This is a genomic window from Embleya sp. AB8 (assembly GCF_049739465.1).
In the GTDB taxonomy this organism is placed as follows: domain Bacteria; phylum Actinomycetota; class Actinomycetes; order Streptomycetales; family Streptomycetaceae; genus Embleya.
In genome coordinates this window covers 73,246-97,441 of sequence record NZ_JBMHHY010000001.1, presented here as the reverse complement: position 1 = coordinate 97,441, position 24,196 = coordinate 73,246, and the positions used below count along the sequence as shown (strand labels likewise).

Annotated in this window: 18 protein-coding genes and 2 tRNA genes; 4 read left to right on the top strand and 16 right to left on the bottom strand. The window is 70.8% G+C overall.

What is annotated here, in order from left to right; all coding sequences use genetic code 11:
- Window positions 1–145 precede the first annotated feature (145 nt).
- A complete protein-coding gene (gene lepA, locus ABIA38_RS00435) occupies window positions 146–1,999 on the bottom strand; it encodes a translation elongation factor 4 (RefSeq protein ID WP_424636299.1) in 1,854 nt (617 codons plus the stop codon).
- Window positions 2,000–2,352: 353 nt separating this feature from the next.
- Between lepA and rpsT the strand changes: the two genes are divergently transcribed.
- Window positions 2,353–2,619 carry a 30S ribosomal protein S20 gene (gene rpsT, locus ABIA38_RS00430; RefSeq protein WP_424636298.1) on the top strand — a complete coding sequence of 89 codons (267 nt, stop codon included), beginning with the start codon at window positions 2,353–2,355 and terminating at the stop codon, window positions 2,617–2,619.
- A gap of 181 nt (window positions 2,620–2,800) precedes the next feature.
- Here the strand turns inward: rpsT and holA are convergent, their stop codons facing one another.
- From holA to ABIA38_RS00400, 6 genes are all read right to left on the bottom strand, one after another.
- Complete coding sequence (gene holA / locus ABIA38_RS00425) at window positions 2,801–7,723, bottom strand: DNA polymerase III subunit delta (protein ID WP_424636297.1); 4,923 nt, start codon at window positions 7,721–7,723, stop codon at window positions 2,801–2,803.
- A 106-nt stretch (window positions 7,724–7,829) separates the two neighbouring features.
- A complete protein-coding gene (locus ABIA38_RS00420) occupies window positions 7,830–8,564 on the bottom strand; it encodes a helix-hairpin-helix domain-containing protein (RefSeq protein WP_424636296.1) in 735 nt (244 codons plus the stop codon).
- 363 nt (window positions 8,565–8,927) lie between these two features.
- Window positions 8,928–9,788: a DegV family protein gene (locus tag ABIA38_RS00415; protein WP_424636295.1), complete on the bottom strand. Its 861-nt coding sequence runs from the start codon at window positions 9,786–9,788 to the stop codon at window positions 8,928–8,930.
- Between the two features lie 197 nt (window positions 9,789–9,985).
- Window positions 9,986–10,618 carry a hypothetical protein gene (locus ABIA38_RS00410; protein ID WP_424636294.1) on the bottom strand — a complete coding sequence of 211 codons (633 nt, stop codon included), beginning with the start codon at window positions 10,616–10,618 and terminating at the stop codon, window positions 9,986–9,988.
- 287 nt (window positions 10,619–10,905) lie between these two features.
- Window positions 10,906–13,806 carry a leucine--tRNA ligase gene (gene leuS / locus ABIA38_RS00405; RefSeq protein WP_424636293.1) on the bottom strand — a complete coding sequence of 967 codons (2,901 nt, stop codon included), beginning with the start codon at window positions 13,804–13,806 and terminating at the stop codon, window positions 10,906–10,908.
- Between the two features lie 204 nt (window positions 13,807–14,010).
- Window positions 14,011–14,655, bottom strand: coding sequence for a lysoplasmalogenase family protein (locus tag ABIA38_RS00400; RefSeq protein WP_424636292.1), 645 nt, complete (start codon window positions 14,653–14,655; stop codon window positions 14,011–14,013).
- Between the two features lie 245 nt (window positions 14,656–14,900).
- Here ABIA38_RS00400 and ABIA38_RS00395 point away from each other — a divergent pair, with 245 nt between their 5' ends.
- Entirely contained in the window at window positions 14,901–15,473 is a 573-nt protein-coding gene (locus ABIA38_RS00395; protein ID WP_424636291.1) for a Uma2 family endonuclease, read from the top strand.
- Window positions 15,474–15,537: 64 nt separating this feature from the next.
- Here ABIA38_RS00395 and ABIA38_RS00390 read toward each other — a convergent pair.
- The 3 genes from ABIA38_RS00390 to ABIA38_RS00380 form a co-directional block, all read right to left on the bottom strand.
- A tRNA-Ala gene (locus ABIA38_RS00390) sits at window positions 15,538–15,610 on the bottom strand.
- Window positions 15,611–15,621: 11 nt separating this feature from the next.
- Window positions 15,622–16,398, bottom strand: a complete 777-nt coding sequence (locus tag ABIA38_RS00385) for a rhomboid-like protein (RefSeq protein WP_424636290.1) — start codon at window positions 16,396–16,398, stop codon at window positions 15,622–15,624.
- A gap of 55 nt (window positions 16,399–16,453) precedes the next feature.
- Window positions 16,454–17,413, bottom strand: a complete 960-nt coding sequence (locus ABIA38_RS00380; RefSeq protein ID WP_424636289.1) for a GlxA family transcriptional regulator — start codon at window positions 17,411–17,413, stop codon at window positions 16,454–16,456.
- A 134-nt stretch (window positions 17,414–17,547) separates the two neighbouring features.
- Here ABIA38_RS00380 and ABIA38_RS00375 point away from each other — a divergent pair, with 134 nt between their 5' ends.
- Both ABIA38_RS00375 and ABIA38_RS00370 read left to right on the top strand, forming a co-directional pair.
- Window positions 17,548–18,195, top strand: coding sequence for an HD domain-containing protein (locus tag ABIA38_RS00375; protein WP_424636288.1), 648 nt, complete (start codon window positions 17,548–17,550; stop codon window positions 18,193–18,195).
- Window positions 18,192–18,647 (top strand): DUF1348 family protein, encoded by a 456-nt coding sequence (locus tag ABIA38_RS00370; protein WP_424636287.1) that lies wholly within the window; start codon window positions 18,192–18,194, stop codon window positions 18,645–18,647. The genes ABIA38_RS00375 and ABIA38_RS00370 overlap by 4 nt, the downstream gene beginning before the upstream one ends.
- 21 nt (window positions 18,648–18,668) lie before the next feature.
- On the opposite strand, the gene ABIA38_RS00365 is transcribed toward ABIA38_RS00370, so the two are convergent.
- The 6 genes from ABIA38_RS00365 to ABIA38_RS00340 all read right to left on the bottom strand — a co-directional run bounded on the left by ABIA38_RS00365 (window position 18,669) and on the right by ABIA38_RS00340 (window position 24,114).
- On the bottom strand, window positions 18,669–19,652 hold the full coding sequence (locus tag ABIA38_RS00365; RefSeq protein ID WP_424636286.1) for an SDR family NAD(P)-dependent oxidoreductase: 984 nt from the start codon (window positions 19,650–19,652) through the stop codon (window positions 18,669–18,671).
- Between the two features lie 148 nt (window positions 19,653–19,800).
- Window positions 19,801–19,873, bottom strand: a tRNA-Ala gene (locus ABIA38_RS00360).
- Window positions 19,874–20,065: 192 nt separating this feature from the next.
- On the bottom strand, window positions 20,066–20,827 hold the full coding sequence (locus ABIA38_RS00355) for an SDR family NAD(P)-dependent oxidoreductase (protein ID WP_424636285.1): 762 nt from the start codon (window positions 20,825–20,827) through the stop codon (window positions 20,066–20,068).
- A 60-nt stretch (window positions 20,828–20,887) separates the two neighbouring features.
- Complete coding sequence (locus ABIA38_RS00350; protein WP_424636284.1) at window positions 20,888–21,664, bottom strand: glucose 1-dehydrogenase; 777 nt, start codon at window positions 21,662–21,664, stop codon at window positions 20,888–20,890.
- 152 nt (window positions 21,665–21,816) lie between these two features.
- The gene (locus ABIA38_RS00345; protein ID WP_424636283.1) at window positions 21,817–22,572 is read right to left on the bottom strand and encodes a glucose 1-dehydrogenase; all 756 of its coding nucleotides are present in this window, start codon (window positions 22,570–22,572) and stop codon (window positions 21,817–21,819) included.
- 402 nt (window positions 22,573–22,974) lie between these two features.
- A complete protein-coding gene (locus ABIA38_RS00340; RefSeq protein ID WP_424636282.1) occupies window positions 22,975–24,114 on the bottom strand; it encodes an LLM class flavin-dependent oxidoreductase in 1,140 nt (379 codons plus the stop codon).
- Between the last annotated feature and the right edge of the window lie 82 nt (window positions 24,115–24,196).

Sequence of the window (24,196 nt, the reverse complement as noted above, 5' to 3'; positions counted from 1 at the left end):
CGCCGCCGCAGGGCTACGCGGTAGTAGCTTCGCCCGGATCCGCCGTCGAATCCCGTCGCCACACCCACCGGTCGCCCCGACCGCGGTCCTGCCGCCGGCTGTTTCCGGCCGGCGGCCTACCGACTATCCGCCTGCTTCCATCCGCCTACTTCTTGCCGCCGCTGTCGTCGGTGGACAGCGCCGCGATGAAGGCCTCCTGCGGCACCTCCACGCGGCCGACCATCTTCATCCGCTTCTTGCCTTCCTTCTGCTTCTCCAGCAGCTTGCGCTTGCGGCTGATGTCACCGCCGTAGCACTTGGCGAGCACGTCCTTGCGGATCGCCCGGATGTTCTCGCGGGCGATCACCCGCGCCCCGACCGCGGCCTGGATCGGCACCTCGAACTGCTGACGCGGAATCAGCTCGCGCAACTTCTTGGTCATCTCGACGCCGTAGTTGTACGCCTTGTCCTTGTGCACGATCGCGCTGAACGCGTCCACGGCCTCGCCCTGGAGCAGGATGTCGACCTTGACCAGCGCGGATTCCTGCTCGCCGGTGGTCTCGTAGTCCAGCGACGCGTAGCCGCGCGTCTTGGACTTGAGCGCGTCGAAGAAGTCGAACACGATCTCCGCGAGCGGCAGCGTATAGCGCAGTTCGACCCGGTCCTCGGAGAGGAAGTCCATCCCGAGCTGTACGCCGCGCCGGGTCTGGCACAGCTCCATGATCGTGCCGATGTACTCGCTCGGGGCCAGGATGGTGGCCCGCACCACCGGCTCGTGCACCTCGGCGACCTTGCCGCTGGGGAACTCGCTCGGGTTGGTCACGGTGTGCTCGGTGCCGTCCTCCATGACGACCCGGTACACCACGCTCGGCGCGGTCGAGATCAGTTCCAGGTTGAACTCGCGCTCCAGGCGCTCCCGGACGATCTCCAGGTGCAGCAGGCCCAGGAAGCCGCAGCGGAAGCCGAAGCCGAGCGCGACCGAGGTCTCCGGCTCGTAGACCAGCGCGGCGTCGTTGAGCTGGAGCTTGTCGAGCGCGTCGCGCAGCTCGGGGTAGTCCGAGCCGTCCAGCGGATACAGGCCGGAGAAGACCATCGGCTTCGGGTCCTTGTAACCACCGAGCGCCTCGACCGCACCGTGGTGCAGCGAGGTGATCGTGTCGCCGACCCGGGACTGCCGGACGTCCTTCACGCCGGTGATGATGTAGCCGACCTCGCCGACGCTCAGCCCGTCGGAGGGCTTGGGCTCGGGCGAGATGACGCCGATCTCCAGGAGTTCGTGGGTCACCCCCGTCGACATCATCTGGATCCGCTCGCGCTTCTTCAGGTCGCCGTCGACCACTCGGACGTAGGTGACCACGCCCCGGTAGGAGTCGTAGACCGAGTCGAAGATCATCGCGCGGGCGGGCGCGTCCTTGACCCCGATCGGCGGCGGGACCAGACGTACACACTCGTCGAGCAGCTCGGCCACGCCCACGCCGGTCTTGCCGGAGACCTTGAGCACGTCGTCCGGGTCGCAGCCGATGATGTGCGCGAGCTCGGCCGCGTACTTCTCCGGCTGGGCGGCGGGCAGGTCGATCTTGTTCAGTACCGGGATGATCTGGAGGTCGTTCTCCAGCGCCAGGTAGAGGTTGGCGAGGGTCTGCGCCTCGATCCCCTGGGCGGCGTCGACCAGCAGGATCGCGCCCTCGCAGGCGGCGAGCGAGCGGGACACCTCGTAGGTGAAGTCCACGTGGCCCGGGGTGTCGATCATGTTCAGGATGTGGGTGCGACCGTCGGGGGCCGTCCAGGGCAGCCGCACCGCCTGCGACTTGATGGTGATGCCGCGCTCACGCTCGATGTCCATCCGGTCGAGGTATTGCGCGCGCATCTGCCGCGCATCGACGACACCGGTGATCTGAAGCATCCGGTCGGCGAGCGTCGACTTGCCGTGGTCGATGTGGGCGATGATGCAGAAGTTCCGGATCAGCGCCGGGTCGGTACGGCTGGGCTCCGGCACGTTCACTGGCGGGGTCGCGGGCACGCGGGCTTCCAGATTCTCGATCGGGTGGACTGGCGAGGGTCGAGCGGGGATGTTGCGGGTGCCCCGTGCGGGCGGCGGGTGATCGGGTGGGGATCACACGTCCGAGCACAGGTGTCCGCCATATCGTCCCATGCGACGTGGGTCGCACGCGTTGCCGGCGGGAGTCGGGGCCGGTGGGGGCGGCCGTCGGGCGGGTGGCCGGCGGTCCGGAGCGGGCCGTGTCCCGGCGACCCGCCGAGTGCTGGTAATCTGATGGATCGCGTGTGGCGTACGTGTCTCTGCCACGCAAGTCAACGTCCGAACGGGCCCTCTCCCTGGATCGGATCCCGACCTAGTACTCAGAAGGCTCTTTCGTGGCGAACATCAAGTCCCAGATCAAGCGCAACAAGACGAACGAGATTGCGCGTCAGCGCAACAAGGCCGTCAAGTCGGAGCTCAAGACCTTCGTGCGCAAGGCGCGCGAGGCGGCCGAGGCCGGCAACGTCGAGCAGGCCGAGACGCTCACCCGCCTCGCGGCCCGCAAGCTCGACAAGGCCGTCAGCAAGGGTGTCATCCACAAGAACCAGGCCGCCAACAAGAAGTCGGCGCTGGCGAAGCGTGTCGCGACGGCCAAGGCCTGACTCGCGGCGTGTGTCACCGGTCACCCGGTGACACCGTGACACCCGAGCGCCCGCGCTCACGGTGACTTCGAAGGCGCCGTCCCCCGGATTCGGGGGACGGCGCCTTTGTCTGTCCTGCCGGGTGTTCCCTACACCCATTACGGGCGGTCACCCATCACGGGTAGTCACCCATTACAGGTGGTCACCCATTACGGGCGGTGGATACCGTCACCACGGCCTTCTCCAGGGCGTACGCCGGATCCGTACCGCCGCCCTTGACCGCCGCGTCGGCGTCGGCGACCGCGCACAGTGCGCGCACGATGCCGTCCGGGGTCCAGCCGCGCAGTTGTTGGCGGACCCGGTCGACCTTCCACGGCGGCATGCCGAGGTCGCGCGCGAGGTCGTTCGGGCGGGCGTTGCGCGGGGCGGCGCCGACTCGGGCGATCTGACGCACACTCTGCGCCAGGGCACTGGTGACCATGACCGGCGCGACGCCCACGGACAGCGCCCAGCGCAATTGCTCCAGCGCCTCGGCGGTGCGGCCCTCGACGGTCTTGTCCGCGACGGTGAAGCTGGACGCCTCGGCGACGCCGCTGTAGTAGCGGGCGACCACCTCCTCGTCCACCACGCCGTCGACGTCGGCCATCAACTGGCTGCACGCCGAGGCCAGTTCGCGCAGGTCGTTGCCGATCGCCTCGACCAGGGTGCGGCAGGCGTCCTCGGTGAGGGAGCGCCCGGCGGTCCGGAACTCGGCGCGGGCGAAGGCGATGCGATCGCCGACCTTGGTCACCTTGGGACAGGCGACCTCCCGCACGCCGGCCTTGCGCACCGCGTCCAGGAGATTCTTGCCCTTGGGTCCGCCGAGATGGGCGAGCACGAGCACGATCTCGTCGGCGGGGTCGGCGATCAACTTCTTGACCTCACCGGCCAGATCCGCACCCAGATCCTGCGCGGCCCGAATCACGATGACCTTACGCTCGCCGAACAACGACGGACTGGCCAACTCGGACAACATCCCGGCCTGCAACGTCCCCGGCGCCAGATCCCGCACATCGGCCTCGGCATCCAGGGCCCTGACGGCCCGCACCACATCCCCGACCGCCCGATCGACGAGCAGTTCCTCGGCCCCGACAATCAGCGTCACCGGCGCGAGCACATCATCCTGCGTTCTCCTGGCCACCCGACCAAGCATCCCACGCCGGTGGGACAACCCGTGCCGAGCGCGGGTGGGCCCGAGACGGCGGAGTGGGGCGCGGTCGGGCGATGTCGAAGGTGAAGCGCGCGGCGGGGCGGCTGCGCGGGAGCGGGAGCGCGCGACGACGGCGCGGGCGGGAGATGTACCGGGGGACGTCAAAGTGGGGTCGGGGTGCGATCGGGCAGCAGCGAAGGTGGGGCGGGCCGGGCCGCGGATGGCGGCGCAGGTGGGAAGCGGTGGGCGCAGCCCGCCAGGATGCGCTCCGTCAAGCGCTCCGTAGGCGAATCCGGACGGGCCGACGCGAGTGGGCGCCGTGGCCACACCGACGTGGGGAGTCGGAATCGTGCTCTCCGGAATCCGGGTCGCCGCACGTGGAACGGCCGTGGCTCGCGGCCGGAGGTGGGTCGCGGCAAGACTCGTGCAGGTTGGCCGGTGCGTGATCCGGCGCCGGAAGCCTGGCTCGCGCTTCCCGGAGCGGGGCACCGCCTTCCGCGATGCGCTGCTCCGATGCGGTGTCAGCTGCTCATTGCCAGGCCCTGGGCGGCGGCCCGATCCCCCACTCGAGCCCGCACCGCACACCCGGATCTCCCGCTCCGAGGCGACCGCCGACGTGCACGGTGCGCTCCCCTGCGCGCGGTCCGGGGACGAATCCCGGCAGGGGCGGCGTGGGTTGGCCTCCGGCGTAGGAGTGCCGCAGCACGGGTGTGCGCTTCCTCGGAAACGGAGCCGTCGTTTCCGGCGATGCGCCCCCGTGCCGGCCGCGGTTGAGCAGATGGTTGGACTTACCCGGGCCGGCCCCCACGCGGGGTCCGGCCCGTGGTTGTCGGCGGGAGAGCCGGCGGCTCGTGCGGTGTGTTTCTGCGGGCGCTTGGGGTTTCGTCGTCGGCTGCGTCGGGGCGGGGTGGCGCTTTGGGCGGATCGGTGACGCGAGTTGGGCACCGGTTTTTTGGGGTGACGTCGTCGTCTTGGGGCGTTGGCTCCTCGGGTGGGTCTTGCGATGGGTCTTGTGATGGGTCTTGTGTTGGGTTGCCGGAGTGCGTGGAGTGGCGTGGGGGTGTGCGGCTTTCTCGCGGGTTTGGGGTTGGTGGGGGTGGCGGGGCCTCGGGCGGTGGCGTGGAGGTGGTTCGGGGGGCCGGATACCGCGATGGGGCCGTCGGTGTCGGTGCGCAGGAGGCGGGCACCGGTGGCGGCGATCAGGGTGCGGGCGGACGGGGACGGGTGGCCGTAGGGGTTGTCCCGGCCCACGGAGACGAGGGCCAGGCGGGGATGCAGCCCGAGGACGAGGGCCGGGTCCTGGCGGGCCGAGCCGTGATGGGCGACCTTGAGTACATCCACCCGGACACCGGCCAACCGACCCCGCAGGGCCTCCTGGGCCTCGGTTTCGGCGTCCCCGGTCAGCAACATGCGGACCCCGTGCCGCTCGGCCAGCACCACAAGGCTGGCGTTGTTGGCAACGGAACCCCCCACCGCACGCCCCGACTCGGGCACCACCAACGGCAGGAAGCCCGGCGCGGTACCGCCCGCCGCGCTCTCCCAGCGGGGCATCCCCATCGGCACGACGTTCGACCCCGAAGGACACCCCACGCTCCCCCACCCGCACCGGCTCACCGCCGGGAGATCCGAACCGGAAGTACCTGCTCTACTTCCCCATCCGGGCTCGCTGATGGGCGGGACGCCCGCCCCGGAAGGGCCTCCCTCTCTCCCTCGCCCGGGCTTCCCCATCGGCACCACGCCCCACGTGGAACTGCCCGCCGTGCTCGCCGACTCGGGCTCGCCCGTCGGCGGGACGTCCGACGCGGAGCCGCCCGCGCCGCTCGGCCGTCCCGGCTCCGGCGTCGGCGCCGTGTCCGGAGTAGCCGTCGCGCTTCCTCGGCCGGGTCGGGGGAACCGCACGACGTCCGGTCCGGGGGCGCCCGGTGGGGTCGCACCTGGGGTCGGCGGGGTGAGGGTTTGCCAGGTCAGGTTGGCCGTTGTGCGGTGTTCGCCGTCGGTTGGTGTGGTCAGCGGGACGCCGGCCGCGGCGGCCCAGTGGCGGACTCGGGTGAACTCGCCGGGTGGTTCGCGGACCGTGGTGCCCTGGATCAGGCCGACTGCCCGGCCGTGCAACGCACCAGGCAGGCCCTCGACGTGGTCCGCGTGGTAGTGGCTGAGCAACACCAGCGGCAGCCGACGGATGCCCAGATCGCGGAGGCAGCCGTCGACCGCGCGTGCGTCCGGGCCCGCGTCGACCAGGATCCCCGCGCCGGAACCCGCGTTCAGGACAAGGGCATCGCCCTGCCCGACGTCGCACATGACCAGGTGCCACCCCGGCGGCGGCCAGCCCGTCAGCGGGCGGACCAGGACCGGCGGCCGAACCAGGATCAGCACCGCGAGGGTCGCGAGCAGCGCCACCGGCAGCGCGCGAGGCGGAGCCGACCGCCCGGATCGAGGCGGCCGGCGCAGCAACCGCAACGTCGGCACGGCGGCGGCCGTGATCGCCGCGAGGGCCATGCCGCCGAACAACCCGGTCGGCCACGTCACGGCCGCACCCGGCAACCCCGCACCGGTCCGGGCCACCGTCGCGATCCACCGGATCGGCCACGAGCCGAGCCAGGCGGCGACGTGCGCGAGCGGGAGGGACACCGGGGCCAGGACGAGGGCGATAAAGCCGAGGATCGTGGCCGGCGCAACCGCAAACTCGGCAAGCAGGTTGCACGGTACGGCCACCAGACTGACCCGCCCCGCAAAAGTCACCACGACCGGCCCGCATACGGCCTGGGCGGCGAGCGGCACGGCGACCACGACCGCGGCCCAGTGCGGCCATCCCCGGGCCCGAAGCCGCGCGGTCCAGTGCGGCGCGAGCAACAACAGCGCCCCGGTGGCCAGCGCCGACAACACGAAGCCGTACGACCGGGCCAGGGTCGGGTCGATCAGCACCAGGCCGAGCACCGCTACGGCGAGCGCGGGCAGCCCCCGCCGAGGTCGGCCCGTGTACAGCGCGACCACGGTGACCAGGCCCATCGCCGCGGCACGCAACACGCTGGGGTCGGGCCGGGCCACCACCACGAAGCCGGCCACGGCCACCGCGCCCAGGACCGGCAGCACGCGGCCACGCAGACCGCTGCGCCGAAGCACGAGCAGGACAAAGCCCAGCAAAATGGTGATGTTGGTCCCGCTCACCGCGATCAGGTGGGTGAGTTCCGTGGTCTGGAAGTCGGCTTCCAGGTCGGCGGGCAGCCGACTCGTATCACCGACGACCAACCCCGGCAACAACCCACGGGCGGCCGGCGGCAGATCCGCACACGCGTCCCGAAGTCGGGCCCGAAGCAGGCCCGCGAAGCGCTGATGGGCCGCCGGGCCGCCGATCCGTTCCGGGCCGGACCGAACCAGCAGAAGCGCGTCACCACCCTTCCCCGACCCGAGCCGCCCGTGCACCCGAACCGCGGTACTCGGCAACAACCCGAGCCACGCACCCGCGTCCGGCCCGCTCGCCAGCACCGTGACGGGCGTACGCACCCGCACGGCCCGACGCCCCGCCGGATCCCCGAGCCGATCGATCCGGGCGGCGAACACCGTGGGCGGCGGCCCGAGTTCACTGCCCCGAACACCCTTCCCCCGACGCTCCGGATCGCTGCGTACGGTCAGCTCGACGGCCACCTCCGCCCGCTGCCGAGCCGCCACCGCAACCGGCCCGCCATGATCGGCGACGGTACGCAGCCCGGCTACCAAACCCCCCGCCGCCACACACACCAGAACCACGGCGACCGCGGCCCGATGACGCACCGTCGGCATTCCCACGAGCCACGCGGCCCCCAACACGCCACCCGCACTCACCCCCGCCGTCACCCAAAAGGGAACCAGCGGCGCACCCCACGCCGCCGCCCAGGCACCGACCGCACCGGGAAGCAGCCGAGCATCGCTCCCGACCCGCCGCCCATCGGTCGAGGTCACGTCACCATGACCCATCAGCCGCGCCCCCACCCCGGCCGAAACGCAACCACCCCCGTGGCCACCGCCCACGTCCGTGTCCCGAAGCCACGGAGGTCGAGGTGGTGCGTCATACCCGCACCCGGGGTTTGAGGTCGCTGTACTTGCGGTCGCCGATGCCCCGGACCTGGCGGAGTTGGTCGATGCTGGCGAAGCGCCCCAACTGGGTGCGCTTCTCGATGATCTGGCGGGCCAAGGTCGGCCCTACGCCGGGGAGTTGGTCCAACTGGTCGGCTGTCGCCGTGTTCAGGTCGAGCACGGCCCCCGAGCCCGTGGGGCCCGCCGCGACCTGGGCCGGCGGCTGGACGGGTGCGCCGGGGACGCCGACCGGGATCTGTTCGCCATCGGTCAGTGGGCGAGCCAGATTCAACGTGGCCAGATCGGCCGCCGGCAGCGCGCCCCCGGCGGCCTGTAGCGCATCCGCCACCCTCGCCCCCGGCGGCAGCACGATCAGCCCGGGCCGCGCCACCTTCCCCGCCACATGAACGGTGATCGGCCCGACCGCCACCGTCGGCGGCACGGCCGAGGAAGCCGGCGCCACACTCCCCGAGACCGGAGCCCCCACCGCCGCGACCCCCGGCCCCGACCCCACCGCCGCCGGCGCCGCCACACTCTGCGGACGGGCCCGCCACCACCCGCCCACCGCCAGCGCCACCGCGACCAGTGCGAGCACCGCGACCGCAGCCACCACCCGCCGATCCACGCCCACCCGAAGCCGCGCCGGCACCCGATCCGCGACCGCCTCGACCAACCGCCGCCGCGCATCCGTCCCCTGCTCGAAGTCCGGCTCAGGCGACCCCAACAACGCCGCGACCCGCTCGGCGGCCGACCTCGGCGGCGCGGACGACGACGAGTACGCAGCCGACGACGAGTACGGGGCCGACGAAGAGCGAGCAGCGGCCGAGGAGTAAGCAGAAGGCGACAGCGAGAGCGAAGGGGAAGACACAGACGAAGGTGAAGGCGAAGGCGAAGGCGAAGGCGAAGAGGAACCCGACATGTCCCGAAGCTAGATCGCTCCGCCCAAGCACTCGCGGCCCCGAACCCGCCCTGTGCACAACCCGCCACCTGTGGAAACCGAATTCACCCACGTGGGTGACGCCCCCAGCACCCACGCCCACACCCCACCCCAGCCCCCACCACCAGGGCCACCGCTACCGCCACCCCCACCTCACCGACGAGGCGAAACCACCACCGCCAACAACCCGGGCCCCGCATGCGCCCCGATCACCGCCCCCACCTCACTCACATACAGCTCCCCCAACCCCTCACCCAACCGCTCCCGCAACCGCCCGGCCAGCGCCTCCGCGCGCTCCGGACTGGCCAGATGGTGCACCGCGACGTCGACCGGCCCCGCCCCGGCCGCCCCCGCCCGCTCCACCGCCAACTCCTCGAGCCGACTGATCGCCCGCGCCGACGTGCGAACCTTCTCCAACGGCCCGATCAACCCGTCGCTCACGTGCAACAGCGGCTTGACCGCGAGCGCCGTGCCCATGAACGCCGCCGCCGCGCCGATCCGCCCACCGCGCCGCAGATACTCCAACGTGTCCACGTAGAACAGCGCCGACCCGGCCTGTGCCCGCTTCTCCGCCGCGATCGCCGCCTCCTCCAGCGTCGCCCCGTCGGCCGCCGCCTCGGCCGCGGCCAGCACCGCGAAGCCCATCCCCATCCCGAGGGTGCGCGAGTCCACCACCCGTACCGGCACCTCGGCGTCCCGCGCCGCGAGCAGCGCCGCCTCGTATGTACCCGAGAGCTCGTTGGACAGATGGATCGAGACGATCCCCGCCGCACCCTTCTCGGCGAGTTCGCGATAGGTCTCCGCGAACGTCTCGGGCGCCGGGCGCGACGTGGTCACGATCCGGCGTTGGCGCAGCGCGTCGGCCAGTTGGGCCGGCGTGGCCTCGATGCCGTCGTCCAGCGGTCGGCCGCGCAGCACGACCTTGAGCGGGACCACCACGAGGCGGTGCCGCTCCACGAGCTCCTCGGGCAGGTAGGCCGTGGAGTCCGTGACCACGGCGAGATCGGTCGGCATCGTCGGCATGAGCGGGCAACCACCCGGATGTGAGACGACAGGGGGGCGGGTTCGGTATCTCGGCTACCCCGGGTCGGGTCGCTGAGTCGAGACACCACAATCAATTTTCGGTCACCATGCCACGCCCCGACACGCGGGTGACGCGCGCCGCGGTGCGGCCGACGCGTCCCGTCGTGGGGATCGGCGCCGGCGCCTGCTCAGGTCAGCGGCTTGCTCCGGGGTCGGTGCTCGTCCGCGTACGCGCGCAGGGCCGCCGCCTCACGTTCGACATCGGCGCCGAGCCGGTCCAACTCGTCCTCGCCCAAGTGGCGTTCGCGATCCTGTACGGCCCACCGCAGCGAACCCGCGGCATGCTCGATACGCTCCGCGCGCTCCTTGAGGCCGGGCAGCTCGCGGTCCACCCGGGCCCGATCGGGCTCGCGCTCGACCATTTTCAGGTCGGTGTCCAGCGCCTTGGCAAACTCGTCGAGCCGACGCAACAGCGCGACCGCCTCGGAGAGCTGGGCATCGTGCGCGTAGCCCGCCTCGAGCACCCGTCGGGTGTGGTCGAGCGAACGCCGCACCGAGCCACGCAGCCGAGCCGCCTCGGCCGAGCCGCCGGTGAGGGTGTACGCCCGAGCCTTCGACGTGGCGTCCTCCACCAGGCCACGAACCCGCGGCGCGTGCCGGTCGATCCGCCGGCGTACCGCCCGGCGGGCCATCGTGAGCAGGCCCACCACGACCCCGACGAGTACGAAAATCGCACACGCACCCACACCGAGCACCACACCGAAGGTCTCGGCGCCATCGGCCAACGAGTCGGTGGTCGCGGGAACGTCGGCGAGGGCCACGAGGCGTCTCCTGCCAGATCGGGGCCGGAAGGTATCCCCTCACACTAACCCCGCCAAGCCGGTTCGCTACGCACGCGGCGGAAAACCCCGCGCCCCGGACCGATCGTCACCGCCCGGAAACCGCCCGGACACGGTCCGGAAATCACCCCATCCGAACCCACCCGAACCACCGAACCGCCCGCCGCACCAACGCAGACACACAGACACACAGACACACACACACGCACACACCATCGCCCAGGGCCGGCCCGCCAACCCGCACCGACGAGCCGACCCCAGCAATCCACCTACGCCGGAACGATGTTCACCAACTTCGGCGGCTTCACGATCACCATCCGCACGCCCGCGCCCGCCAGCGCGGCCACGATCGCCGGATCCGCCAGCGCCCGCGCCTTCAACTCGTCCTCACCGATCGTCGGCGGGACCTCCAGACGCGCCCTGACCTTCCCCTTGATCTGCACGACGCACGTGACCGCGTCCTCGACCAGATAGGCCGGATCCGCCTGCGGGAACGCCTCGTAGGTGATCGTGTCCCCGTGCCCCAGCTTGGCCCACAGCTCCTCGGCCACGTGCGGCACCAGCGGCGCGACCATCAGGACCAGCTTCTCGGCGATCTCGCGCGGCACCGCCGGCAGCTTGACCAGCGCGTTGTTCAGCTCGATCGCCTTGGCGATCGCGGTGTTGAAGCGCAGCGCCTCCAGGTCCCGACGCATCCCGTCGATCGCCTTGTGGGTGGCCCGCAGGGTGGCCTCGTCGGCCGGCTCGTCGACCACGATCGCCGCGCCGGTCCGCTCGTCCACGATGTTGCGCCACAGCCGCTGCAGGAAGCGGTACGAACCGACCACCGCGCGGGTGTCCCAGGGCCGGGAGATCTCCAGCGGGCCCATCGACATCTCGTACAGGCGCAGCGTGTCCGCGCCGTACTCCTCGGCCATCTGGTCGGGCGTCACCGAGTTCTTCAGCGACTTGCCCATCTTCCCGTACTCGCGGGTGACCTCCTGCTCGCCCAGGAAGAACTTCCCGTCGCGCTCCTCGACCTCGCTCGCCTCGACGTAGACGCCGCGCTCGTCCTTGAACGCGTCCGCCTGGATGTAGCCCTGGTTGAACAGCCTGTGGAACGGCTCGAACGAGGACACGTGGCCCAGGTCGAACAGCACCTTGTGCCAGAACCGCGAGTACAGCAGGTGCAGCACCGCGTGCTCGACGCCGCCGACGTACAGGTCCACCCCGCCGGGGTGACCCTCGTGCCGCGGCCCCATCCAGTACTTCTCGACCTCGGGGTCGACCAGCACCTCGGCGTTGGTCGGGTCCAGGTAGCGCAGCTCGTACCAGCACGAACCGGCCCAGTTGGGCATCGTGTTGGTCTCGCGGCGATACCGCTTGGGCCCGTCGCCCAGGTCCAGCGTGACGTGCACCCAGTCCGCATTGCGCGACAGCGGCGTCTCGGGCTTGGTGTCCGCGTCGTCCGGGTCGAACGTGCGCGGGCGGTAGTCGTCGATCTCGGGCAGTTCGACCGGCAACATCGAGTCGGGCAGCGCGTGCGCCACGCCGTCCTCGTCGAAGACGATCGGGAACGGCTCGCCCCAGTAGCGCTGCCGGGAGAACAGCCAGTCGCGCAGCTTGAAGTTGATCGTGCCCTCGCCGATGCCGCGCTCGGCCAGCCACTCGGTGATCGCCTTCTTGGCGTCGACCACTCCCAGGCCGTCCAGCGCGATGTCCGCGCCGGAGCTGTTCACCAGGGTCGCGTCGTAGGACACGAACGCGTCGGCCCACTCGGTGGTGTCGCTCGTCGAGCGGTCGTCGGTGGGCTGGACCACACACCGGATCGGCAGCTCGAAGGCGCGCGCGAACTCGAAGTCGCGGTGGTCGTGCGCGGGCACCGCCATGATCGCGCCGGTGCCGTAGCCCATCAGCACGTAGTCGGCGATGAAGATCGGCACCCGTTCGCCGTTGACCGGGTTGGTCGCGTAGGCGCCGGTGAAGACGCCGGTCTTGTCCTTGCCCTCGCTCTGCCGCTCGACGTCGCTCTTGGAGCCGGCGAACCGGCGGTACGCGGCGACCGCCTCGGCCGGTGTCGCGGCTCCGCCCGTCCATACCGCCGGGATGCCCTCGGGCCACGCGTCGGCGACGATCGCATCGACCAGGTCGTGCTCCGGTGCCAGCACCATGTAGGTGGCGCCGAACAGCGTGTCGGGCCGCGTCGTGAAGACCTCGATCGGCGCGGCATCGGTGTCGAACGCGACCTTGGCGCCCTCGGATCGGCCGATCCAGTTGCGCTGCATGATCTTGATCGGCTCGGGCCAGTCCAGCCGGTCCAGGTCGGCCAGCAGCCGGTCGGAGTAGGCGGTGATGCGCATCATCCACTGCCGCAGGTCGGCCTTGAACACGGGGAAGTTGCCGCGCTCGCTGCGGCCGTCGGCGGTGACCTCCTCGTTGGCCAGCACGGTGCCCAGGCCCGGCGCCCAGTTGACCGGGGCCTGCGAGACGTAGGCCAGGCGGAACTCGTCCAGCACCGCCGAGCGCTCGGTACCGGTCAGGTCGGCCCAGGCGCGCCCGTCCGGGGTGGGCCGCTCGCCCTTCTCGAACTGCTCGACCAGCTCGGCGATCGGCCGGGCCCGGCCCGAGCCGCCGGCCACGCCGGGCGCCTCGGGGTCGTACCAGGAGTTGAAGATCTGCAGGAAGATCCACTGCGTCCAGCGGTAGTACGCGGGGTCGGTGGTGGCCACCGACCGGCGCTGGTCGTGCCCCAGGCCCAACCGGCGCAACTGGCGGCGCATGTTGGCGATGTTCGCCTCGGTGGTCACGCGCGGATGTGTGCCGGTCTGTACGGCGTACTGCTCGGCGGGCAGGCCGAACGCGTCATAGCCCAGCGTGTGCAGCACGTTGTGCCCGGTCATCCGCTTGTACCGGGCGTAGACGTCGGTGGCGATGAAGCCCAGCGGGTGGCCGACATGCAGGCCCACACCCGAGGGGTACGGGAACATGTCCATCACCATCATCTTGGGCCGCCCGGCGACCTTCTCCGGCTCGGCCAGCGGACCGGCCGGGTTCGGCGCCTCGAACGTGCCGTCGGCCTCCCAGCGGTCCTGCCAGCGCGCCTCGATGTCGCCGGCCAGGACGGCGTTGTAGCGGTAGGGCTCGGTCGGGGCTTCGGTGTTGCCGGCAGGGCCCTGCGTCATCTCGGTCATCGTCCTCAACCATCGGGGTGTGGGCAGCCTTCGGCCGCGTCCGGTTCCGGAAACGAAAAGACCCCTCGCTCAGGAGGGGTCGCCGCGCCGAGTCGGGTGGGAATGGTCCGCCACCCGGCCTGCTCAGCGCGGCCCGGTAAGCAGCAGTACGGCACGCATGGCCTCAGGTTACCGCAGGTCGCGCCCGGCCCGGTGGTGGCCGGGTCACAGTCCCGGCGCGGCGGCGGTGGACAACGACACCACGAGCAGGATCTGGGCGAGGTGGTAGGCGCTCACGATCAACACCGGCGCGTGCGGCGTCGGGACCCGGAACCGATTCCAGCCGGCCAGGGTGTCCGAGACGTAGAACAGAAACGCGCCGGCCACCGCACTCGGCCGCCCGGTCGCCGCTGCGGCGACCACCATCACCGACACCACGCCGACGTAGACCAGCACCATCCCGGTATAGGCGGGCGCGGTCTCCCGGGCACCCGTGACCAGCCGCACCGCGTACGCCCCCGCCGCGAACAGCACGACCACGATCCCGGCCGCGGCCCACAACCAGGACCAGCCCATCCGCTGAAAGCCCGCGACATAGACCCCGTGCGCGAGCAACGACCCGGCGACCGCGCCGACGAACCACCGCGAGGCCAGCACGTCCCGTACCAACGACAGCGCCAACGCGACGCTGAACAACGCCCGCAGTGCCCCGTCGACCTCGTCGAACGACCAGACGACGACGATCAGGGCCAGGGTCACCGCAGGTCTCAACAGCCGATCGAGCGGAAGTCGCTCCCGGGCGACGGCCACCCAGTCGGCAATCGCGAGCAGGCTCGCGAGTACCAGCACGAGTACGGCGGTGAGGGTCACGTCCGGCGACACTACTGACCGGAAACCGGACCATTCGCCCACCAGTTCTCCCCGTCACGCAACCGTGACGGGAACGGTCCCAATCGTGATCACCAACCGCCGCGACGCGGCCTCGAATGCCGGCCGGCCCCGCCTCCGTCTCACTCGACCGGCGGACCATCGGCCGATGTCCACTCGCGAGACAGGCGGGACCGTACGCTGAAACCAAGGCTGCAACCAACCAAGGCAAGGAAAGGAGCCACACCGTGACGACGCTTCCGGATTGGATGTATCCACCGTCCCCGGACGGTTGGACCGCAGACGACATGGATTCCCTGTCACCCGACGCCCCTCGGCACACCGAGCTGATCGACGGAGCCCTCGTCTTCATGATGTCGCCGCAGCGCAGTTTTCACGGCCGGGTCATGGCTCGCTTGTGGCAAGACCTGGACGAGCACCTGCCACTCGGCTTCGTCGTCGAGATGAACATGCCCATCAAACTCGGCAAACGCAACCGCCCCGAGCCGGATGTAGTGGTCGCCAAGGTTCCGCTCGAAGCGAAACGCACGCACTACGTGGCTGCGGACGTGGTGCTGGCTGTCGAGATCGTCTCGGAGGAATCGGAGGAACGAGACCGCGAGACCAAGCCGCTCAAATACGCCAAGGCCGGCATCCCGCACTTCTGGCGGATCGAGGAAGAGAACAACCTCCCTGTCGTGCACGTCTTCGAACTGGAACCGGCCACCAGCACCTACGTGGCCACCGCCATCGAGCGTGTCCGCCTCGAGCTGCTCGTGCCCTTCGCGATCGACATCGACCTGACCACCCTGTTTCGCTGACCGCGCCCGAGCCGGAAACGCCGAAGGCCGCCTCCCGAATCGGGAAGCGGCCTTCGATCTGCCGTGGAGCTACGGAGAATTGAACTCCGGACCTCTTGCATGCCATGCAAGCGCTCTACCAACTGAGCTACAGCCCCGCGTGAATACGTTAAGAGTCTACCCGGTCGGTCACCGTGCTTACGACCAAGGGGGGTCTGAGCGGCGGTGGCTTGCGCAGGGGTCCGGCCAGCCGGACCAGGAGGGCGGCGGTCAGGCCGCACAGGGTGGCGATCAGGTGGCCGAAGTCCCAGATGCTGTGGTCCATGATCACCGGCAGGCCGACGGTAACGAACATCACCGCGACGCCGATCAGCCGGAACCAGCCGGCCATGATCAGCACCGCGGCGGCGCACGAGCCGACCTCGACGTAGCTGACCCCGACGTCGGTCGCGTACGCGATCTTGTGCGGCAACCGGCCCGCCCGGATCGCGCCCTTCTCGACGGCCGCGGTGATCAGCGACCCGAACACGTGCGCACTCGCGCCGATCAGCAACATCCGCGGCGACCCGTAGCGCCGTTCGGCCCAGGCCACCACCGTGCCGAACACGAACACGTACGTGGCCAGCCCCGAGCCGTGGTCGGCGACCCAGAACGCGCTGGTGAGCAGCGCCTCCACCGGCTGGCGGCCGAGGCGGAACAGGTTGGTGCTGTTCAGCTTGGTCAGCAGGTCGATCAGGCGCGGCGGGGTCGTACGTTGCACCACGGTGGACGCGGTGAAGATGGCGATGTAGGTGTAGGTGATCGGCGCGGAGAGCACCCACACGTGCAGTCGGGCGGTCCACGGACTCAGCCACTTCACCAGGCGCCGCGCCCAGGCCCACCGCCGGGCGAGACCACGCAGCAGGTACCACGCGACGACGAGGCCGAGCCCGAGTACGACGGTCACCCCGCACCCGTGCCCGGCCCGGGTCCGGGCCAACCTCGAACGCCGGGGCGGGTCTTCACGCCCCCGTCGTGCTGCGAAAGCGGGCCCGGTAGACGGACGGGGTGATCCCGAGACGCCGGACGAACGCCCGGCGCAACGACTCGTCGCTGCCCAGACCACTACCCGCGGCGGCAGCGGTCACCGTCGCCCCCGCCGCCAGCAACGATTGGGCCGCCTCGATCCGGACCGCCTCCACGTACACCGCCGGCGTCGACCCCACCCGCTCGTGGAACAACCGGGTCAGATGCCGAGGGCTGAACCCGCCGAGCCGGGCCAGTGCGGGCAACGAGTGGTCGGCCGCCGGATCCGCCGCGACCGCGTCCAATACCGGCCGCAGCGGATCGTCGGCGCCGGCCGTACTGCGCGAGGGCACCGAGAACTGGGACTGCCCGCCCGGCCGGCGCAGGAACACCACCAGATCCCGAGCCACCTCGCGGGCCAGTTCGACCCCCTCGTCCGCCTCGACCAGGGCGAGCGCCAGATCGATCCCCGCCGTCACCCCCGCGGACGTGTACACCGAGCCGTCCCGCACGAAGATCGCATCCGGCTCGACCGTGACCGCCGGATGACTCCGGGCCAACACCGCCGCGTGCCGCCAATGGGTGACCGCCCGCCGCCCGTCCAACAACCCCGCCCGGGCCAGGACGAAGGCCCCGGTACACACCGACGCGACCCGCTCGGCCCGCGCCGCGAGCACCCCCACCGCGTCCAGCAGCGCCAACGGCGGCGCGTACTGCGGAAAATCCACCGCCCCCGGCACCAGCAACGTGTGCACCGCGCCCATCTCGTCCGCCGCCGCGTCGACCAGCAGCCGGGTCCCGGTCGACGTGGTCACCGGCGCCCCGCTCGGTGAACACAGGATCGGCGCGTACGCCCCGCCCATCCGCGCGGCGGTCCCGAACACCTCCAACGGCGCGGTCACGTCCAGCAGCCGCACCCCGTCGTACCCGAGCACCACCACATTCCTGCGTCCCATGCCCCGAAACTACCCGCCACCCGTGTCCGAATCCGAGGGATCAACGTCCGAATGGACATGGCACCGACCCCCCACCGCGGCCGAAGCTCGAAGCACAACCCACCGGACCACCCACCACCTCGAAAGGAGCCCCCATGTCCACCCACACCCCCGGCGGCCTCGACGTCACCGTCCCCGACAGCGCGCTCGCCCAGGAGGCCACCGAACTGATCCGGGACACCGCCGGCCCACTCCTCTACGACCACTCGCGCCGCGTGTACCTCTTCGGCGCCCTCCAGGGCCGCCGCCGAGGCCTCGCGTTCGACCCCGAACTGCTCTACGTGGCCGCGATGTTCCACGACCTCGGGCTGACCGCCGGCTACCGCGCCTCGCGGCAGCGCTTCGAACTCGACGGCGCCGACGCGGCCCGCGACTTCCTGCTGCGGCACGGGCTGTCCGCCGAGTCCGCGCGGATCGTCTGGACCGCCGTCGCGCTGCACACCACACCCGGGATCCCGGCCCGGATGGAGCCCGAGATCGCCCTGGTGACCGCGGGCGTCGAACTCGACGTGCTCGGCATCGGTCTCGACGACATCCCCGCCGAGGCACGCGCGGCCGTGGTCGCCGCGCACCCGCGCCCGGACTTCAAGCGGCGGATCCTGCGCGCGTTCGCCGAGGGCATCGAGCATCGCCCGGACACCACGTTCGGCAACGTCAAGGCCGATGTACTCGACCGGTTCGTCCCCGGCTTCGAGCGGACGAACTTCGTCGACGTGATCGAGAACTCGGGGTGGTCCGAGTGACCAGGCCACCGCTGCCCCCGTTCACCGAAGCCGACGCCCGCGCCAAGGTGCAGGCCGCCGAGGACGCGTGGAACACCCGCGACCCGGAACGTGTGGCGCTCGCCTACACCCCCGATTCGACCTGGCGCAATCGGGACCGCTTCATCACCGGACGCCCGGCGATCATCACGTTCCTGACCGAGAAGTGGGCCCGCGAACAGGACTACGCGCTCCGCAAGGAACTGTGGGCGTACACCGGCGACCGGATCGCGGTCCGCTTCCGATACGAGTGGCACGACGCCGAGGGCACGACCTGGCGCAGCCACGGCAACGAACTGTGGGAGTTCGCGGCGGACGGACTGATGCACCGCCGCGAGGCGAGCATCAACGACGTCGTGATCGCCGAGGCCGACCGCCGCATCCACGGCCCGCGCCCCACCCACGAACACGGCCTCGCCTTCCCGCTCGGCTGACCGCAGCACCCGGCCGACGACTCAATGCGAGCGCCCGCCATATTCCCCCACCCACGGGTGGGTGAGTTCCTGGCACCGTCGCCAGAACCAGGCCCGGTCCGGCCGACTCTCGCGCGTGGCCGCGCGGTAGTGGGTCGGGCGCGGGACCCGGTCCTGCCAGAACAGGCCGGTGCTGCGCGCCGGTTCGTCGGCCGCGCACAACCACACGGCGGTGTCCGCGCCCTCCTCGGGGCTGCGCAGGAACGGTGCGCTCACCCGGCGGAAGGTCGGCATCGACGCCCGCAGGCCCGGGGTGTCGGTCCAGCCCGGATGGGTGGCGTGGACGACCGGCCCGCCGTCGCCCAGGTGCTCGGCCCACAACTCGGCGAGCACCACCTGCATGCGCCTGGTCCGGGCGTACGCGGTCGCCGCCCGATACGGACCGCGCTCGTATTCGAGGTCGTCCACCGGCAGCCGCTGGGTGTACATCCCGCCCGAACTCACCCACACCACCCGCGCGCAGGACGCGGGATCGGCCGCCACCAGCCGACCGAGCAGGTGCGGCCCGAGCACATGCACCGCCAGGGACAACTCGTGTCCCTCGGCGGTCTCCCGGCGTTCGGCGGGCATCACCCCGGCGGCGTGCACCAGCGCGTGCAGCGGGCCGTGCTCGACGCGCAACTCCTTCGCGAACCGGGCCACGTCCGGCAGGCTGCCCACGTCGCAGCGGCGGGCGAGCAGGTCGGCGCCCGGCACCTGCTCGACGACCCGCCGGCGGGCCGCCTCGGCACGTTCCTCGTTCCGCCCGGCGAGCACCACGGTCGCGCCGAGCCGGGCCAGGCCGAGCACCGCCGCCTCGCCGATCCCCGACGAGGCCCCGGTCACCACGACGGTCCGCCCCTTGAGTGCGGCCGGCTCGGGGTCGGCGGGAAACCCGGCCCGCCGCCGCACCCGATAGCCGATCCGGCTGTATCCGGGCAGGATCGCCCGATCCATCGCCCGCTCCCAGAACCCGCTCTCCGTCATCGCACGCCCACCTTCGTCGTAGCCACGAAGAGACATTGCCCGGAAGAGAGCTTTCACACTATTCGTCCCGAAGTGACCACACTCGACACCTGACCGCACCCAACACAAAGACCGCCTCCCGGACGGATCCGGGAGGCGGTCTGGTTTGTGGAGCTACGGAGAATTGAACTCCGGACCTCTTGCATGCCATGCAAGCGCTCTACCAACTGAGCTACAGCCCCGCTGTTCACTTTGCTCGACCGGGTCCTACCCGCTCGACCACGAGTACTTTACACGCTCCCCGGGGCGGCATCCAAACGCCTTTCCCGGCCCGCTTCCGGGCCCCGATCCCGGGCCGGCCCGGGGTTCGCGAAACGCCGCCAGGCGAGCGCTCCGCGAACCCCGTCACCCACGGCGGGCTCGGCTCGGTCGGCTCAGAAGGCGCCGGCCGGCCGAGTCATCCCGGCCATCGCGCCGCCGTCCACGACCAGCTCGGTGCCGGTCAGATAGGACGCCGCGTCCGAGGCGACGAAGGCGACCACCTCGGCCACCTCCTCCGGCGCGGCGATCCGGCGCAGCGGGACGGAGGGGAACCCGCCCGCGCCCGGCTTGAGGCCGACCGAGGCGATCATCGGCGTGTCGATCGTGCCCGGGTGTACCGAGTTGACCCGTATCCCGTGCTCCCCGACCTCGAGCGCGACCGTCTTGGAGAGGCCGCGTACGGCCCACTTGGTCGCCCCGTAGGCCGCGTGTCCGGGCATGCCCTCCAGGCCGGCCTGGGACGAGATATTGACGATCGACCCACCACCGCGGGCCTTCATCGCAGGCAATACGGCCTGCATCCCGTGCCAGACGCCGAAGAAGTTGACCCGGAGGATCCGCTCCATGCGCTCGGCGCTCTCGTCCGCGAAGCCCTTCGTCCAGTAGATCGCGGCATTGTTGACCAGGATGTCCAGCCCACCGAACACCTCGACCGCGGTGGCCGCCACGGCGGCCCAGTCCGCCGGATCGGACACGTCGTGGCGCACGAAGCGCGCGGCGTCGCCGAGCTCGGCGGCCACCCGCGCACCCTCCTCCACCAACAGATCGGTGAGCACCACCTTCGCACCGGCGGCCACGAACAGCCGAGCCTCGGCCGCCCCCTGCCCACGCGCGGCGCCGGTGATGATCGCCACCTTGCCGGTCAGCTCAGCCATGGCCGACCACCCCTTCCGAATCGACGAACCCGAACACGACACCCGAAACGGCAACCACGCTCAACCGCCCATCACGTACTTGACGGTCGGACCGGTGGTCCAGCCACCGTCCACGGCCAGCTCCGCGCCGGTCACGTAGGACGCGGCGTCGGAGAGCAGGTACGCGACGGCCGAGCCGATCTCGCTCGGTTCGCCGACCCGCCCCATCGGCGTGTTCGGGTAGTTGCCCTCACCCTGCCGGATGCCGACGGACGAGGTCATCGGCGTGTAGACCATGCCGGGGTGCACCGAGTTGACCCGGATCCGCGCCGGGCCCAGCTCGACCGCGGCGACCTTGCTCATCCCGCGCACGGCCCACTTGGACGCACCGTAGGAGCCGGTCATCGCGAGCCCCATCAGTCCGGCCGCAGAGGAGATGTTGACGATCGATCCCCCACCGCCCGCCTTCAGGCGCGGGATGACCGCCTGCATGCCCAGCCAGACGCCGGTGAGGTTGACCTTGATCACGAACTCGAAGTGTTCGAGCGTCTCGGTGTCGAACATCGCCCCGGTGGACACGCCGGCGTTGTTGACCAGGCCGTCGAGCCGGCCGAACTCGGCGACGGCGAAGTCCACGACGGTTCGCCACTGCGCCTCGTCGGTCACGTCGTGCTTGTGGAAGCGCGCGTTCGTACCCAGCGCGGCGGCCGTTTCGGCACCCTCGTCCAACAGGTCGGTGATCACCACCCGGCCGCCGCCGTCGACGATCTGCTTGGCCGCGGCGGCGCCCAGACCGCGGGCGCCACCGGTGACGATGACGACCTTGTCGGTCAGGTTGGGGCCCTGGAGTTCAGCCATGATGCATTCCTTCGATCTGTGCCTGCCGACTTCTCGGCTCGCGTTTGCATAGTACAACTAAGCAAATCGCCGATCAACCGACCGGTTGCCTGTCGATCTTCCGACCCTTCGACTCTGCGACTGGAACTCTGCGACTCTGCGACGCGCGGCCGTTACCCCTGTACCGGCGGCACGATGCCCGCCATCGACCCGCCGTCGATCACGAACTCGGTCCCGGTGATCCACGAGGACGCGTCCGATGCGAGAAACACCACCAGCTCGCCGACGTCCGCCGGCTCCCCGACCCGCCGCAGCGGCACGGTCGGGAAGTTGCCCGCCCCGCGCGCGAATCGATTGCCGATCATCGCCGTATCCACGGCACCGGGATGCACCGAGTTGACCCGGATCCCGTACTCCCCGAGCTCGAGTGCCGCCGTCTTGGTCAACCCGCGAATCGCCCACTTCGACGACCCGTAGGCCGCGTGCCCCGGGATCCCCTGGAGCCCCGCCACCGACGAGATGTTCACGATCGACCCGCCACCGCTCTCCCGCATCAGCGGCGCCACCGCCTGAATCCCGTGGAAGGTCCCGAACAGATTCACCTTGAGGATGCGATCCAGCCCCTCCGCGGTCTCCTCCAGGATCGGCCTGGTCCACAGGATGCCCGCGTTGTTCACGAGCACGTCCACGCCCCCGAACTCCGCCACGGCCACCTCGACCACCGTCGCCCAGTCCGCCGCGCTCGACACGTCGTGCCGCACGAACCGCGCCGCCGCCCCGATCTCCGCGGCCACCCGGGCCCCTTCGTCCACGAGCAGATCGGTCAGCACGACCCGAGCCCCCGCCGACGCCAACAACCGAGCCTCGGCCTCCCCCTGCCCCCGAGCCGCCCCGGTGACAACCGCCACCTTGCCTCGCAGATCCACCACACCAACCACCTCCACAATCCGACCCGGACCAACCACGACCCACCCCCACCCCGCACCCCCACCCCGCACGCCCACCCCTGGCGCGTCAGCGCCCACGCCCCCGGCCACCCCAAGTGATCGACGCGCGAAGCGCGGAGAGCGGCGGAGCCGCAAGTTCGGACGGTGTGGCCCGGAGCGAAGCGGAGGGACACGCCGTCCCGAGCGAGGTGCCGCTTTTTTGCGGAGGAGCGAAGCGGAGGAGCAAAAAAGCGGTATCTCGCGAGCCGGCGGCGAAGCCGCCCAACAAGGCAGCAGCGGGCCGGACCCAGTCCTCCGCACCGGGTCCGACCGTGCCACCCCCGTCCGCAACGATCAGCGCTTGAACGCCGCCGCCCCGAACGAAGCCTCGATGCAACGCGCCGCTCAGGCCCCGTACTTCGCCCGGAAGTGCGGAATCACCTGCTCGCCCCAGATCCGGATGGTCTCCATGCAGTCCTGCTGCGGAACCGTCCCCATCTGGATCAGGCACATGATCTCGTCCGCGCCCGCGTCGATCAGCTTTTGCACGTACCCGATCGCGTCCTCGGCCGTCCCGTACGCGTGGTCGATGTTGTACGTCGCCGTCGCATTCACCGTCACCGGGATCTTCGCCTCGTGCAGCATCGCGACCTGCTGTTCCGCGGCCTCCGTGATGATCGCGACCTCGTCCCGGCCCTCGACCACGGCCTCGTCCGGGATGCCGGACTTCCCGCCGGAGAACCAGTGCGCGATCGACTGCGCGAAGAAACGTTGGCCACGCGCCCCGACCTGGCGGGCCCTGGCCCCGTCCTCGGACACGATCGTCGGGCAGAGCGCGACCAGGTGATCGTTGGTCACCGTGGACACGAACCGCTCGCCGGTGCGTTCCTTGATCGCGTCCCGGTAGATCCGGTTGAGGTTGGCCACCTCCTCCGGCCCCGCGAAGCCCAGCACCAGCGCGCCGACCCCGTAGTCGGCCGCCTCGATCAGGCTCGGCTGCTTGCTGCAGGCCAGGAACAGCGGCGGATGCGGCGTCTGTACCGGGCGCGGCAGGATCGGATGCGAGCCCTCGATGTCGAGCACGTCGCCGTGCCATTCCAGCTCGTCGCGCTGCCACGCCGCGCCGATGATCCGCAGCGCCTCCTCGACCTGGGCCTTGGTCTGCTCGATGTCCACCCCGCACAGCGTCGACTCCTGGAGCGTGCCGCCGCGCGCCGCGCCCACGTCGAGCCGGCCGCCGGAGAGTGTGTCGAGCATGCCGATCCGCTCGGCGACCCGGGCGGGGTGGTTGAAGTTGAACGGCATGCACACCGCGCCGTGCGCGATCCGGATCCGGCTGGTCCGCGCGGCCACCCAGGTCAGGAAGATCTCCGGGGCGCTCATGTGCGAATACCACTTGGTCGAGTGGTGCTCGACGGCCCAGATCCGGTCGAAGCCCATCCGCTCCGCGTATACGGCCTGCTCCACGGAGTCGAGGATGACCTCACGCTCGTGCTCCGCCGTGGGATCGGCCATCTGGGCTTCGAAGATCATCGAGAACTGCATGCCGTACTCCTGGTGCGCGGGGCGTGGAATACTCCAATTAGATATATGACGACCAGTCAGGTCAAGAGCGACTGACGTAGAA

Coding starts and splice junctions, on each gene's coding strand:
- ABIA38_RS00415 (WP_424636295.1), bottom strand. CDS start 9,788: ATGCCGACCGATCTCGCCGTGGTCACGGACTCCACGGCCTACCTGCCC.
- leuS (WP_424636293.1), bottom strand. CDS start 13,806: ATGACCGAGATGACGCAGGGCCCTGCCGGCAACACCGAAGCCCCGACC.
- ABIA38_RS00380 (WP_424636289.1), bottom strand. CDS start 17,413: ATGGGACGCAGGAATGTGGTGGTGCTCGGGTACGACGGGGTGCGGCTG.
- ABIA38_RS00375 (WP_424636288.1), top strand. CDS start 17,548: ATGTCCACCCACACCCCCGGCGGCCTCGACGTCACCGTCCCCGACAGC.
- ABIA38_RS00365 (WP_424636286.1), bottom strand. CDS start 19,652: ATGACGGAGAGCGGGTTCTGGGAGCGGGCGATGGATCGGGCGATCCTG.
- ABIA38_RS00355 (WP_424636285.1), bottom strand. CDS start 20,827: ATGGCTGAGCTGACCGGCAAGGTGGCGATCATCACCGGCGCCGCGCGT.
- ABIA38_RS00350 (WP_424636284.1), bottom strand. CDS start 21,664: ATGGCTGAACTCCAGGGCCCCAACCTGACCGACAAGGTCGTCATCGTC.
- ABIA38_RS00340 (WP_424636282.1), bottom strand. CDS start 24,114: ATGCAGTTCTCGATGATCTTCGAAGCCCAGATGGCCGATCCCACGGCG.